The organism is Algoriphagus sp. A40, assembly GCF_002002735.1.
GTDB lineage: Bacteria > Bacteroidota > Bacteroidia > Cytophagales > Cyclobacteriaceae > Algoriphagus.
Genome location: NZ_MUNY01000072.1, coordinates 420,355 through 434,536, shown reverse-complemented (window position 1 = coordinate 434,536; position 14,182 = coordinate 420,355). Strand labels below are relative to the sequence as shown.

Here is a 14,182-nt window from a genome sequence, read left to right as displayed (position 1 = left end):
CAATAAAACTAGGGTCTTACTTAAAAAAGGTGAAATAATATTTTTATATAATCCCAATTGTATTATATTAATTCTGAGCACAGAGAAAGTGCAATTTTTTGAATCCAAAGGTTTATTATTAATGTTAATATAATGTTTGGATAATACACTGGAATTATTGCTTAAACAGTTTAAAATTTCGATTTGACCTAAATCAAATGACTCCAAATCAAAATGATTATGTATGGAATGTTAAATTTTCCAAATTTCCTAAAACTTGAAATTTTTTGATAAATCTTCATTTTTTCGCCTTAAATGGAGCGAAAATTCATCTTTTCACCAAAAATCAGCCTCCAAAGGTCACTTTCCTATGCACAATCCATTTCCCCTCCTGACGCTTGAGCAATACCAAATCAGCAGTAGAAAATTCTGCTTCGAAAGCCATCTGCCTAACCCTTGCCAACACCTCAGGGAAATGGGATGACTTAAGATCTTTGAAAGCTACAGTCAGATGTGGATGAAAATTGCGGTCACTCAATTCATCTATCAAGTGCAGTTCTTTTTTGCAAAACAACTTCAGTTTTTCCTGAAGTTGCCTCAGCTTGGCCGACTCTTCGATGCGGAGAAAAATCACCCGATTTCCAAAAGTCCCAACTCCTGAAATTTTCACAGAAAAAGACGCTTGATCTTTCAATTGCTCCCCTAGCAAGCCAATAAGTTTGCCCTCTTTGGCTTCACTAAAGTTGAAGGGCATCTTGAGTGTAATATGCGGGGGTGACTTTAACGCGTACTTTATACCAAACTCATCCCTGATCCGGATTTTGATTTCCTCCGCCTTTTCCATAATCTCGAGAGGAGGAATTAAGGCCAGGAAGTATTTCTGAATTATTTTCACCCCGCAAATTTACCCCGAAAACAATCTCTTGCCCCCATTTTAAAAAATCTGTTCGGTTTCCTGATTCAATCTTTTAACTTAAGGCTAAATAAAAACCCCAGACTATGAAATTCTTTTCCAAAGCCATGATTGGTTTAGATCTCACCGAGATGGATGATATCCTGATCAAAAAAACGGCAGTGTTTATCAAGTTTTTAGGAATTGAAAAGTGTTACTTCGTGCATGTTGGCAAAAATCTGGAAATCCCCAAGGAAATTCTCAACCAATATCCGGACTTGGTGGCACCCACCGACGAGGCTTTGGAGTCAATTATCAAAGCCAAACTGAAGGAATTCAACTTTCCGGAAGATGTAGAAACGGAGGTATTTGTAGAGGAAGGAAGTCATCCTCTGGATACATTTCTCCGTTGGGCTAAGCTCAAAGAAGTAGACTTGGTCATCATGGGGAGGAAGGATACGCTGGCAGGAAACGGAGTGTTGGCAGACGGGGTAGCAAAAAAAGCTCCCTGTTCAGTCCTTCTGGTCCAGGAAAAACGTCCGATTAAGTTCCCAAAGAAAATCCTTATCCCGACTGACTTTTCTTCGCACAACCATATGATCTATGAGTTTGCGGAGGTGATTTCAGATAAATTGGAAGCCGAACTGGTTCCGATGCACATTTATGAAGTGCCTCACGGCTATTCAAAAACGGGAAAATCCTTTGAGGAATTTTCGGAGATTATGAAGGAAAATGCCCATGCAGATTTCAAAAAATTCGTCGCCAAGCACCATCACCCCGAGTTAGATTGTGAAATGGTTTTAAATGACGGTAAAAATCCCGGAAACCTGATTCTTGAATTTGCGCAGAAAATCGAAGCTGATATGATTTTGCTGGGATCCAGAGGAAGGACTACCTCAGCCGCCATCTTATTGGGAAGTACCGCCGAAAAACTGATTCATGCCAACAAGTACCTTCCCATGCTAATTTTCAAGAAAAAAGGCGAAACAATGGGATTCTTTGATGCGCTGTTTAAGATTTGAGCGGCTTACGCAAATAAAAACATACCTGATCCCCTTTGCCCTCCAGATTATACTTGAGGGCTTTTTCTTTTAATTTCTCCAGCTGTTCCCTTGTAAAAAGCATCCCGACTTTGGACATGTCCAGATTCATTCCCTTTTTGTATAATTCTGTACCCCAAAATTGAAATTCGGAAGAATCAAATTCTACTTCTGCGAGCTCAAACCCGGTTTTTTGAGCAACTTCCATTAGTCCTTTTACGCTGGGAATGATCAAATGCCTCGGAGCATCCAATTGGACCCAAAGCTCACGTTCAGTTTTCCAGACTTCCGCATCAGCCACCGGGCAACGAATCAGCAGGGTTCCACCCGGATTCAACTTTCCAAAACATGACTTCAATACCGCATTTGGATCCTCCATGTGCTCAAATGCATGATGCATCATGATCAGGTCAAAAGTCAGTTCTGACTCCTCCACACGTTTTTTCCAGAGTTTTAATCCCGGACTGATCTGAATTTCCTCATCGATAAACGGGTCAAATCCATGAAGATCCCGGTATCCGCCTGCATAGAGTTCATACAACAACTGACCATTGCCACAGCCCACATCAGCTATCTTGGCATTAAAGCGTGTATGGACTTTTTTGAGCCAATAGCCGTAAAGCGGGACTTTCCATTGGATGCCCAACCAAAGAAATGAGCGCATCCGGAGGGTTTTCAGCAGCCTAGTCAAAAAACTGGAGGTTTTTAAACCTTGAAAGGAGTAATAATTGGCGGGGTAATAGGGCGAGAGATCTACGGGTATAATTTCCAACTGAAGAGACCCACAGGTTTGGCATTCTGCATAGCGAAACTCACCTCCCAAGCCAAGCATCCGTTCCTGTGCGGTGAAAAAGTCCAGGTTCGAACTGCCGCAAAATTTACATTTTGACATTTTAATAGGCGTTGTCCCTATGGAAAACCAGCTCGTGAATGGTTTTTAACATGATATCCATATCGAGCAGAAACGACCAATTGTTAATATAAAAATAATCCAGTCTGACTCTCGACCTGATTTGATGGGAATTTTCGATTTCTCCACGATAACCTCTTACCTGTGCCAAACCGGTGATTCCTGGTCTGATTTTATGCCGGGTGTTGTACCGGAGGATTTGGGTTTTGAAGGTTTGGTTCATAGGTACAGTGTGTGGTCTGGGCCCCACTATTGACATATCCCCGATCAGAACATTGAGAAACTGCGGCATTTCATCCAGGGAAGAATTGCGGAGAAATGCCCCGATTCGGGTAACTCTTGGATCGTTTTTGGTGGCTTGCTTGGTATCCGCATAATCATTGGGAGTCATAGACCTAAACTTCAGACAATTAAATACCCGATTATTAACTCCGTTTCTCTTTTGGACAAAAAAGACCGGACCCCTAGATTCCAGTTTGATCAGGATTCCTACCAGCGGTATCAACCAAGAAAGGATAAAAACTGTGACCAAACTTGCAAAAACCAGATCAAATGTCCTTTTGGCCAAACTGTGAATGGCATTGTCCAAAGGGATGTCATTGACATTGATGACAAAAAACTCACCATACTTGGAAAATGAGAGGTTTTTCTCCAACTGCAAACTGCTCCCTGGGATCATTTTTACCTTGATATAATTCTCATCGGCATATTCGATGATACTTTTCACCAAAGGCGCTTCCAACTTTTCGTAGATATAAATCAGATCAAGGTTAAGTTTTGGTGCTTCCTCAAAAAAATCAGTTATTCCGCCACGGGTTTGAGAACAATCGGATTGATCATCGAAATATCCGAGAAAATTGATCCCAAAATCTTTACGGATTTTAAACACATTGGCCAGTTTTGGACTAGTCCCACCTTTGCCTATGATCACCGCATTTCTGTAGTTATTTCCTGCTGCACGGTATTTTCTCAGCAAAAGATGAACACCTACCCTGAAAATCCCCATCTGGAGATACATGGTCACTCCAAGTCCGGTGATCTGAATCCATCGGTAGTTGTCGTTTTCAAGCGGTGTCCAAAGTATGGACGTAGCCACCAAAAACCACAAAAGAGTGGCCAGGAGGTTTTTTAAGGTGAGGTCATACTCATCAGTACGGCCGATTTTATAGTCTTTGCGGAGTGATGATACCATTAACCACACAACAGAAAGGGTAAGGTATGCAGAGAACTCTGCCCCGTCAAAAACTCCGGCCGACTGGAGAATAAAATTGGTCACCAGCAAAGAAACCAGAGAAGCCAGAAAATCGCTGACCGTAAAAAGCCAGGGAAAATAGGTATCAAATCTTCTCTTCATAAAAATAGGTCCGAACTAAATCAGGATGTTATTGCAAAAACAGGACAATTCTGGGATTAAGCTCAAAGTTTTACGCTTTAAAATTAAGAAAGAAATTCTGTAGGCTGGTTACTTTTGGATTTATTTGTATCCCCAACTGCCTTAAGGCTTCTAATGAGTATAATAAACGATCTTTTTGCGCCATCGGATCATCCAAAATCGATTGGTGCAAAATTCAGGGCTAGACGCCTTAAAAAATTTGAAAAACTGTTTTTCAGAAATTTCAATCCGGAAAAGCCAATCCATATTCTTGATGTGGGAGGTACGGCCAGTTTTTGGAAAGGCAGCCAATTGCCGAATGTCCCTGGTGTCACAATTACGCTTTTAAACCTCCATCTGGAAAAAACCACCCATCCCCATATCTGTTCCAAGATTGGAGACGCCACATCCATGAAGGAGTTTGAGGACAAAAAGTTTGATCTGATATTTTCAAATTCCGTGATCGAGCACCTTTACACCTATGAAAATCAGGTGAAAATGGCTGATGAAATTCAGCGAGTGGGGAAAAAATATTTTATTCAAACTCCCAATAAATATTTTCCCATCGAGGCTCATTATGCAATTCCTTTTGCCCAGTACATGCCCAAAAGGCTGCTTCTATTTTTTCTGACCAAAACCAGATTAAGCCGGATGACCAAGTGGAAGAAAGAAGACGCGCAACAATACCTAGATGAAATCCGGCTACTGAATGAAAAGGAAATGAAAAAACTATTTCCGGGTTCTAAAATTCTAAAGGAAAAAACGCTGGGAATGACAAAATCCCTCACCGCGCACAATTTGCGTTAATCTGCAAATTGCAAGCGGACCAGATTGGAATAAAAGCCTGCCTCATTTTGAAGCAATTCTTTATGACTGCCTTCTTCCACGATTTTTCCCTCACTCAGGGCATAGATCCGATCTACTTTGCGGATCGTGGCAAGTCTGTGGGCGATGATGAGGGTGGTCCTACCTTTCATCAGTTCATCCAATGCCTGCTGAACCAAGGATTCTGATTCCGCATCGAGTGAGGAGGTAGCTTCATCCAAAATCAGAATTGCAGGGTCTTTCAAAATCGCACGGGCAATTGCCACACGTTGCCGCTGACCTCCGGAAAGTTTTACTCCCCGCTCGCCCACCAGCGTATCCAATCCATCCGGAAACTGGGAAATAAATTGCCAAGCATTGGCTTTTTTGGAGGCCAGAATGATTTCTTCTTCACTTGCTCCGGGCTTTGCATAGGCAATGTTTTCCCGAATCGATCCGCCGAAAAGCAATACTTCCTGGGGAACAATTCCGATTTTGCTACGCAATACTTTTAGGTCCCAATCTTTTACATCCCGGCCATCCACCAGAATTCCGCCTTTTTCAGCCTCATAAAACCGAAGCAAAAGTTGGATGATCGTGGACTTTCCAGCTCCTGAATGGCCGGCAAGGGCTACTTTCTCTCCGGATTGAACCCGAAAAGAAACATTTTTCAATACCTCAACCTCTGGTCGAGTCGGATATCTGAAGCCCACATGATTGAATTCAATTCTCCCTTCGAACTTTTCGGAAGTCTCGCCCGACTCTGCCTCAGGCGCCTCCTCCATGATCTCCAATACCCGTTCTGAGCTTCCAATGGCTTTTTGCAATTGGCTGTAGATATCACCCAATCCGGCAATTGAACCGCCGATAAACGTGGTGTACAATACAAAGGATACCAATTCCCCTACGGTCATTTGACCTTCGGCTACCAAGCTTGCACCATACCACATCACGGCTACAATACCGCCGAAAAGTGCGAATATGATAAAGGATATAAATGCTCCCCGATATTTCGCCGTAGTCAAAGCCACTCCGACCACGGAATTGAGTCCTTTTCCGTAACGCGCTGATTCAAAAGCTTCGCCGACAAAGGACTTCACCGTACTGATCGATTGGAGCGTTTCCTCGACAATTACATTGGCAGCTGCCAGTTCATCCTGGGTTTTCTTGGAAAGATTTCTGATAAACCTGCCAAAAACCATTGCGATCAGAACCAGAACCGGAAACGTCCCCAACATAAACACAGTCAGTTTGGGAGTATTGTAAAGTAAAAATCCAATCCCCGCTACTAGAGTTATTACCTGCCGGAAAAGCTCAGCCAAGGTGGTCGAGAAGGTATCCTGCAACTGACTCACATCAGCAGTGATTCTACTGATCAGTTCACCAGTCCGCCTTTTGTCGAAGAATGTCATCGGCAGACGGATCATTCTGGAATAAAGAGCCAGTCGGATATCCCTCATAGATCTCTCTGATACAAGCGCAAAAAGCCAAACTCTGAAAAACGAAAAAACACTCTGGACGGCAAGGATACCGATCAAAATCCAAGCAATGGAATTTACATCATTGACAATCCAACTGCTACCCTGGGCTGTATCAATCAGTTTTCCGGCAACAAACGGAAAGGTCAATAGAGTAAGGGAGGAAAAAAGAAGAAAGACCAATCCCGCAAAAAAGGACCATTTGTAAGGCAGCAAAAACCTGAAAATTCCCCCAAGTTTGCTCAGATTCTGCTTATTAAGTTTCCGCTTTTCTTCAGGTTCCAGGGCAGTACCTCTTTTTTTGGCCATTCTCGTTTTGGTGATTTGTCCGCAAAAGTAGGGGATTAGAAATAGAAATGACAGGAAAATGTCTGACTGGACTCAGCCCTCAAGAGCCAGATCATGCGCAAGTCGTTCCCCGAGGGCAGCGGAATGTTTGAACCCATGGCCTGAACAAGCCGAAACCATCAATACGTTATCCATTCCAGCCAATGGCTTAATTACAAACCGGGCATCAGCAGTCACAGTGTAAAAACAAACCACAGACTTGCTGATCTCCCGCTTCAAACCCAGAATTTTTCCTTCTATTTTTTCCTTCCAAAACTGATTTTGTTCAGCTGCACTTACTTCCCGGTTAAGAAAATCCGGATGCTTGTCGTCTACAAAGGACTCGGTCGCCATTTTGACCGTCTTGCCATCCAGCGATGGAAAACCATAAATAAAATCCTCTGGTTTGGGACCAAAGCCCCACATCCAAACTGGATAGGTAGTCCAATCGGTAAAGCCAGGCTCTATTTCCAGCCAGTGCAGCACTTGTCGGCAAATTTTAAAATCGGTCTTTTCTGCTTCCGGTAAAAAATCCTTGACCCAGCCGCCAGCACTGAACAAAACTTTTTCTGCCAAAACCTGCCCGTTTTTGGTCCTGATCAAAACTGAACTTCCTTCCTTGCCAATTTCCTCTACCTGGGTATTCACCTGAATTTCAGCACCGTTTTTCTTTGCCAATTCCAGTTGGGCTTTTATAGCTATTTCTGGTCTAAGATATCCTGCAGCCGCTTCCCAATAGACTTTTCCGGAGGACTCGAGTTGGAAAGCCGGAAACCGTGATTTTAAAGCTTCTGGCTCTAAAATCCTGTGACTGATATCTTGGCTTTTCGCAAATGTGACGGTCTTGTCCCAAAAACCCTCAGAGCCATGTTTTCCCCAAGGTTCAAGTCCCGAATCCATCAAAATACCGGAAGTGTTGGTCATGATTTCCACCCCTGATTCAGCTTCTATTTCTCTCCAAATTTCATGCGATCGCTTGGCCAAGACCACGTAATCCTCCCCTTCGCCCACTGCAAGGCGGGTAATCCTGGTTTCGCCATGACTGGAACCAAAAGTATGCGGTGGCTCAAATCGGTCGATTCCCAGAATTTTCTTACCGCTTTTACTCAACTGATAAAGTGCAGAACTTCCGACGGCACCAATGCCGATCACCACAATGTCAAATTTCAAAGGGGGAATTTTCATAAACGCAAGTTAATCCAGACATCAAAAAAGCCGAAGAAAATCTCCGGCCTGATGATTAATTCTTTCCCATTTGGGCATTGATCAATTCCCGTTTGAGCTTTCGTTCCCGATCGAGAGTGTTTTTGCGATGCTGCTCAAATTCTTCCTGAACTTCAAGGAAATCCTTTTCAGCTTTCTTAATTCTGCCGAAACTTCTGAAATATTGCATGGCAAAAAATCCAAGTGCACCAGCCAGCACAACCACCAAGATCCACATCAAGGATGAATAGACCGTCTTTTGAATCGTGATTCCAAAAAAAGTGAAATTATCCCCACTTGCGATTGCCTGATTCTTTTGCTCGACTTCTGTGCTCAGGAGTTGCTTGACCAGGGTCATCGAATCATTTAAGCTTCCAATTTGAGTCTGCAGTTGGGTGATTTCCTTGGTTCTGGTTCTGATCGAGTCCAGAACGTTGGCTTTAAGTTGTTCCAAATGGGACTTCTTGACTACTTCATGTTCCCGAATGTTATTGGAGACCCGATAGATGTATTCAAACTGACTGGTAATGGTGCCTGAGCGGAGGGAGTTTTGAGTGGCAGTGGTATCTTGGGCTGAGGCAATTGAGCATCCAAAAAAAAGGAAAACTCCTAACAGGGCATACACTTTCATGAGAAATGGAGTTGGGATTTCTCCTTCTTCTTTCAATAAACGTGCCTTAAATGAATCCCTTAGGATTTTTTAAACCTCCAAACAGATCCAAATCAAGTGGACTTGCGGGTTGATTTTCAATCGATTAATCCTAAATTGTAGCTTTCACATTTTTTTTCCAATGAAACTGAAAGCTTTTAAAATCTGGATCTTCTTATTGCCCTTGGTAGCGATTATAGGTGTCCTTTTGTTTGTTCAGTCCACCAACAATCAGTCCGAGCTGCAGCAGCAGCATATCCGCAGTGTGGCCAACTTAAGCAGAGAAATCCAGTTGGCATTGCCCGACTACCTCAAGCGGGTGGATGCTTATCTAATGCGGCAGGGGTATCGGGAATCTCCAGAACCGGCTATAAGACAACTTGCCGATAGCATCCAACTTCTCCGTGAAGGCTTTAAGCCTGCTGTTTCAAACCTCAAGTTTCAGGAGCGTGAAACTCTCCCCGCTCCAAAAATCAACCTCATGGGCAATCAGATATTGGTGAAAGATCAACCAGTATCCATACCCTATCCCAATGACCTCAATTTCCTGAATTCAGTAGACCATTTTTCCAAAATCAAAGGGAAAAGAACCGAAAACTCGGTTTTAACGATGGATCTTCAAGTGCCTATTCATGCACTGGTCGACCTGATTTTGTCCAATGACCTGATTTTTGAAAAACTCTATTTGACTGATTCTGCCGGAGTCGCGCTTTATCCCGTTGAGGTCAATGGGAGAAAAATATTTGACCCAAGTGTAAATCCAAAGGATTCTACCCATTCCATGAAAGTTGGAATTGTAAGTTCCACAATAGTTTTGGACGGGAATGAATTCCAGTCTTACGCCAACCCAATTAGGCTTGGCCCTCATAAACTTTATTTTTTGGCATTGCTGGATTCGGATTACTTTCTGAAAGTCGGCCTCCGGATCAATTACAATTTGCTCAGTACGTTGCTTTTTATCCTGATCATGTTGATTGCATCTGTCCCCATTTTGGCGGTGGTTAAAATGGGCAAGGGAGACAGATTGACCCAAAGCAGAATCATTCAGGTCGGGATTTCTCTCATGACCATTGCTGTAGTGATTGGATTTTCACTTTCGTTTTCCAAAAATCGCCCAAACCCTTCCTCAATTTTAGAATCAAAAATCAAGGAAACCAGGATCGAACTAAGATCCCATCTCGGCAAATATGACTCTCTGCTCAAGGTCTGGATAGGAGGAAAGGAAGGCTTAGCATTCGGCAACCTCAATGAATTGATTGAAGTCAATCCAATCACAGGCTATGTTGAGAAAATGAATATTTATTCAAAAAAAGAAACAAAGCCCTTAAAAGCCGTATTCGAAAAGAATTATTCGTTCACCTATCTCAAAGACCGGGAATATGTGAATTTCTTTGAGGGAAAATCAACGATGACCCGTTTTTTGGGTTCTCATTACAGCCGGGGAACGGGGCTCTTGGAGTCTGTGATTTCCACCAAAAATCCCATCTCCTCTGATTCCAATGTCTATGCGGCGACTTTTTCTCTAGAGTTAAAGTCCGATAGCCTTAATTCCCACCGGATACTGCTGATCAAAGAGGACGGCAAGGTCATTTACAAAAGCAAAAAAGTCGAGTCCTCTCTCACCAATCTCAGCGAATCCATCAATCCAAACAAATGGAAAGAGGTGAAAAGTCTGATGAAAAATAATCAGGAACTCAATGAAAATGCCTCATTACATGTCCCGCTCTACCTCAACGGGCACCAATATGAGGCCATTTTTAACAGAATAAGTTCCACCGAGTTCGACTCTAATCTTTGGCAAGTATTCTTAGTCAATTCCAACATCTTCCATACATTTTCTGCCCTGACCTCCCTGGAAGGTATAATTTTCGTGAGTTTCTATTTAGCCTTTTTCCTGTTTACACTCTTTGCACAATTGTCCTCTCGTACCCGATCCAATTCGCGTGGATTTAAGTCCTTCCTTTTTGAGTGGCTGGTCCCCAATGCCAAAAACCTACCCCGGATCACATTTCTCATCCTAGGATACCTGCTATTTTCGATACTATTGTTTGCAATATTGGCTCAGATCTCTCTGAACCCCTTCAGAACCCTTGCGATCATGACTTTTTCTTCCCTGAATATTTCGATTCTCAACCTGGCCACATCACAGATGAATACGATGTTGAAAGAAAGAAAAATCAGCACGGAGTTATTGGTATTGCTTGGAATACTTCTGTCCGTTTATTCCTTCCTCTGTGTCTTTTCACCCGTGCTAATTGTAGGAATGAGTTTACTTTCAGGTTTCACTATTTTGCTTATCCTAGGATGGGCCTACATCAGGCCAAAAAAATCGAGCCTTCCGCTCCATAGAATTTTCAAATCAACCAAAAACGCCTTGAGTACTTATTTAGTCTTTTGGTTTTTTCTGATCGGTTTCTTGCCGGGATATCTGATTCAGTCCAAAACCCAGCATTTGGAATCCTCCATTTGGAATGCAAAAGAAATGGAAGCCTCCGAAAAGAAAGGCCAATCCAAAGCCACTAAAACCGAGAAGACTATTGAGGTGGAACCCAGTCCTATTTTGATCGGATATGAGCAGGTCCGCCGAAATATGATGGCCACTTTGGGGGATCCCTTTGACAGCAAAATCGAGGATTTTATTGCACCGGGACAAAATGCCATCCAAAATGCCTGGAGAGGTAAAACCACCAACTTGAGTTCGAATCCTGTCTATTATCTGGGTTTTTTCCTGTTAGTTTTTGCAACATTTCTGGTAGTACGTTGGATCCAAAACAGCATCTTTTTTGATTTCAAATCTGAAGTCGAACGGTTTACCGAATCTGGTTATGCGCCTAACTACATCTGTTGTATCAATTCCAACCAAATTCCCCTTCCGGACGAGAAAACAGAGACCATTGATCTAAAGTATAAGACTTTTCCCGAGGATTTCACTCCAATCGAGAAGTACTACCGGTTGATCAATTTCCATTGTGTTGAAAACCCAATGACCTTGATAGGACCGATCTCAGAGATCAAAAATTCACGGTGCGGTCTTACTATTTATTCCGGAGCGCTCTGGAAGGATATTTACAACGGACTAAAATCCGAAAGAGAAAAATCCCTTTTTTCTGAATTGTTTACAGATTTTAAATTCAGTGTGATCCAAATTGAGGATATAGTGAAGGGTCCCTTTACAAATGAGGATGATGTTCTTGCAAGACTGAAAAGGAACAAAGCATTCTATACCAACATTTGGTCCGACTTGTGTTTTGAAGAAAAGATCGTTTGCAACTCTTATGCAAAAGAGGGGTTTTACAATCCTGCAAGGCGAGAAACGATGCTCGACTTGGCGCAAAAAGGCATTATAGTTCCTAAAACCTACTCCGGATCTACCGAAGACTGGATTGAGTGGAGACTTTTTAGTCCAGTTTTTCGACATTACATTCTAACACACTCCACAGAGGAAGAAACAGCAAGATTTGGGGCTTATGAAAAGAAACACGGAAATGTCAGGACCATTCAAACTGCGGTCATCAGCTTTGTCCTGATTTGCATCGCCATGGTGGGTATTTTTGACAAAACATTTTTCAATGAAGCCTATACTTACCTCACCGGAGGATTGGGGGTTTTGGGAACACTGTATTCATTCCTGAATCAGGGATTTGCCGGGCTTGGCGCAGGCAAAAAAGAAGGCTAAATCTATTTTGTTCACGGTCAAATGATTGGGACAGGGAGGAGAACTGTGGTTAACTGCAAAAGAAAGTTTGCCCATGGACCTCGGACTAATGGGGTTTCAAAAAATTCATAAAGATTCGGTGATCAGAGATTTCTTTACCCGCTAAAGCTCTCGGACAGGATCAACCTTTGACGCGATAATGGCCGGTCTCCAGGATGCCAATAACGTAATTGAAACCACCGAAACACTGATCCAGACCAAATCCGTCCAAACAATCCGCACCGGATAGGCATCCACAACCGCCGATGATATCCCCAATGAAACCAGTCCAAAAGTATCCTGAGCCACCACCAACAAATACCCCAGAGTCAATCCCAAACTCGCACCGGACAATGCTATCAAAGCCCCCTGTTTGAGAAAAATCCCACGAATCAACCCGTCCCGAGCTCCCATTGCTTTCAGGACAGCAATGTCCTTTTTCTTTTCGATGGCCAGCATACTCAGGGAGAAAAAAATGTTAAATGAGGCAATTGCCAAAATGAAAGTCAGCGTGAGAAAGGTAAATAACTTCTCAAGCTTGACTGTGCGGATAAGTCCGGCATGTTGCTCATCGGCATTTTTAACCAAGAAGTCCGCACCCAAATGGGTTTTAAGCTGCTGCTGCACTTCCCCTATTGAATACCCCTCTTTCACCTTTAATTCCAGTGCTGTCCGCCTGTCCCCGTAATTCAACAAATCCCTGGTAAAGTGGAGCGGTGCGATCACGTATTCGTCATCAAACTGCTGCTCAATGCTGAAAAAGGCTCTGGGTTCCAATTGTGCTGAAGCGTACATCTGACTGGGATCGATGCTGGCGGCGGATCTTGGTGCTTTGGGATAAAAGACTTTTAGGGTAGAGTTGACTTCATTGAGATTGACTGAAAGAAAAAAGCCCACTCCTCTGCCTAAAATCGCCCCGGGACGGATATCCGTACCCAGTGTAGTATCTCCCCAAAAATATCCCTTCGAAAACCTCCCCTGATCCAAAAAATTGTCGGAGACCCCTTTGATCTTGGCCACTATTTGATTGCCGTCGTGCTCAAATAACACATTGTCTTCTATGACTTCAGTCAAAACCTCTACTCCTTCAATTTTTTCGATTTCCGCCAGCCACTCTTTGGGTGCCAAAAAGCTCTTTCCCTGTGCAGGTTCCACTTTCAGTTCAGCATCAAAACTGGCAAAAAGGCCGCGAATCAAATCCTCCAGTCCATTGAATACAGACATGACCACTACCAGTGCTATTGTGCCCACAGCCACCCCAACCACCGAAATGATGGAGAGTACTGTGATGAAATTCCGCTTTTTCTTACTGCGAAAATATCTGCCGGCTATAAATGAACTGGTATTCAACATGTGAAAAATCAATCCTCGTTTTCCTCGTTTTCGGCTTCGTCTTCTTCTGGCGCAGGAGGAATATTGAGGTCCGAAATCACCTTGTCCATGTATTGAGCGTAAGTAGCCGAATCATCCGGAAAGAAAGCAATTTCGGGAATTACCCGTACAGATTTTCCGATCCTTTTGGAGAGGTGGTGGCGGATTTCCTTTTTATGCTCATTGATCAATTCATAGGTGGCCTTAGGGTCGGCTATAAGAAAACTCACATAAACTTTGGCAAAGCCCAAATCCGGACTGACCATTACCCGGGTGATGGTGATCATTGCCTTTCCTACCAGGTGTTTTGCCTCCTTTTGAAAAATATCCCCTAGCTCTTTTTGAAGCAGCTTGGCGTGTTTTTGTTGTCTTTTGCTTTCCATGTGAAGTATTTGTGGTACAAATTTAGCGAAATACTTGGGCAAGCTTTAATTTCGACCCAATCCAACCCAATCCTTACCAG

General features: G+C 43.1%; 11 protein-coding genes. 3 read left to right on the top strand and 8 right to left on the bottom strand.

The features are described from left to right. Positions 1-325: 325 nt before the first annotated feature. Positions 326-874, bottom strand: a complete 549-nt coding sequence (gene thpR, locus B0E43_RS19395; RefSeq protein ID WP_077352846.1) for an RNA 2',3'-cyclic phosphodiesterase — start codon at positions 872-874, stop codon at positions 326-328. A 104-nt stretch (positions 875-978) separates the two neighbouring features. Here thpR and B0E43_RS19390 point away from each other — a divergent pair, with 104 nt between their 5' ends. Next, positions 979-1,893 carry a universal stress protein gene (locus tag B0E43_RS19390; protein ID WP_077352844.1) on the top strand — a complete coding sequence of 305 codons (915 nt, stop codon included), beginning with the start codon at positions 979-981 and terminating at the stop codon, positions 1,891-1,893. Here the strand turns inward: B0E43_RS19390 and B0E43_RS19385 are convergent. Beyond that, on the bottom strand, positions 1,883-2,803 hold the full coding sequence (locus B0E43_RS19385) for a bifunctional 2-polyprenyl-6-hydroxyphenol methylase/3-demethylubiquinol 3-O-methyltransferase UbiG (protein WP_077352842.1): 921 nt from the start codon (positions 2,801-2,803) through the stop codon (positions 1,883-1,885). The two genes, B0E43_RS19390 and B0E43_RS19385, sit on opposite strands and share 11 nt — an antisense overlap. Position 2,804: 1 nt before the next feature. Then, positions 2,805-4,175, bottom strand: a complete 1,371-nt coding sequence (locus B0E43_RS19380; RefSeq protein ID WP_077352840.1) for an exopolysaccharide biosynthesis polyprenyl glycosylphosphotransferase — start codon at positions 4,173-4,175, stop codon at positions 2,805-2,807. Positions 4,176-4,328: 153 nt separating this feature from the next. On the opposite strand from B0E43_RS19380, the gene B0E43_RS19375 reads away from it, so the two are divergent. Continuing rightward, positions 4,329-5,000, top strand: a complete 672-nt coding sequence (locus B0E43_RS19375; RefSeq protein WP_077352838.1) for a methyltransferase domain-containing protein — start codon at positions 4,329-4,331, stop codon at positions 4,998-5,000. Here B0E43_RS19375 and B0E43_RS19370 read toward each other — a convergent pair. The 3 genes from B0E43_RS19370 to B0E43_RS19360 form a co-directional block, all read right to left on the bottom strand. Next, the gene (locus tag B0E43_RS19370; RefSeq protein ID WP_077352836.1) at positions 4,997-6,784 is read right to left on the bottom strand and encodes an ABC transporter ATP-binding protein; all 1,788 of its coding nucleotides are present in this window, start codon (positions 6,782-6,784) and stop codon (positions 4,997-4,999) included. The two genes, B0E43_RS19375 and B0E43_RS19370, sit on opposite strands and share 4 nt — an antisense overlap. Positions 6,785-6,856: 72 nt before the next feature. Then, complete coding sequence (solA, locus tag B0E43_RS19365; protein ID WP_077352834.1) at positions 6,857-7,987, bottom strand: N-methyl-L-tryptophan oxidase; 1,131 nt, start codon at positions 7,985-7,987, stop codon at positions 6,857-6,859. Between the two features lie 55 nt (positions 7,988-8,042). Next, positions 8,043-8,636, bottom strand: coding sequence for a hypothetical protein (locus B0E43_RS19360; protein WP_077352911.1), 594 nt, complete (start codon positions 8,634-8,636; stop codon positions 8,043-8,045). Positions 8,637-8,796: 160 nt separating this feature from the next. Here B0E43_RS19360 and B0E43_RS19355 point away from each other — a divergent pair, with 160 nt between their 5' ends. Next, on the top strand, positions 8,797-12,330 hold the full coding sequence (locus tag B0E43_RS19355; protein WP_077352832.1) for a hypothetical protein: 3,534 nt from the start codon (positions 8,797-8,799) through the stop codon (positions 12,328-12,330). Positions 12,331-12,471: 141 nt separating this feature from the next. On the opposite strand, the gene B0E43_RS19350 is transcribed toward B0E43_RS19355, so the two are convergent. Continuing rightward, entirely contained in the window at positions 12,472-13,698 is a 1,227-nt protein-coding gene (locus B0E43_RS19350; protein WP_168171987.1) for an FtsX-like permease family protein, read from the bottom strand. Between the two features lie 11 nt (positions 13,699-13,709). Then, the gene (gene rbfA / locus B0E43_RS19345) at positions 13,710-14,102 is read right to left on the bottom strand and encodes a 30S ribosome-binding factor RbfA (protein ID WP_077352830.1); all 393 of its coding nucleotides are present in this window, start codon (positions 14,100-14,102) and stop codon (positions 13,710-13,712) included. Between the last annotated feature and the right edge of the window lie 80 nt (positions 14,103-14,182).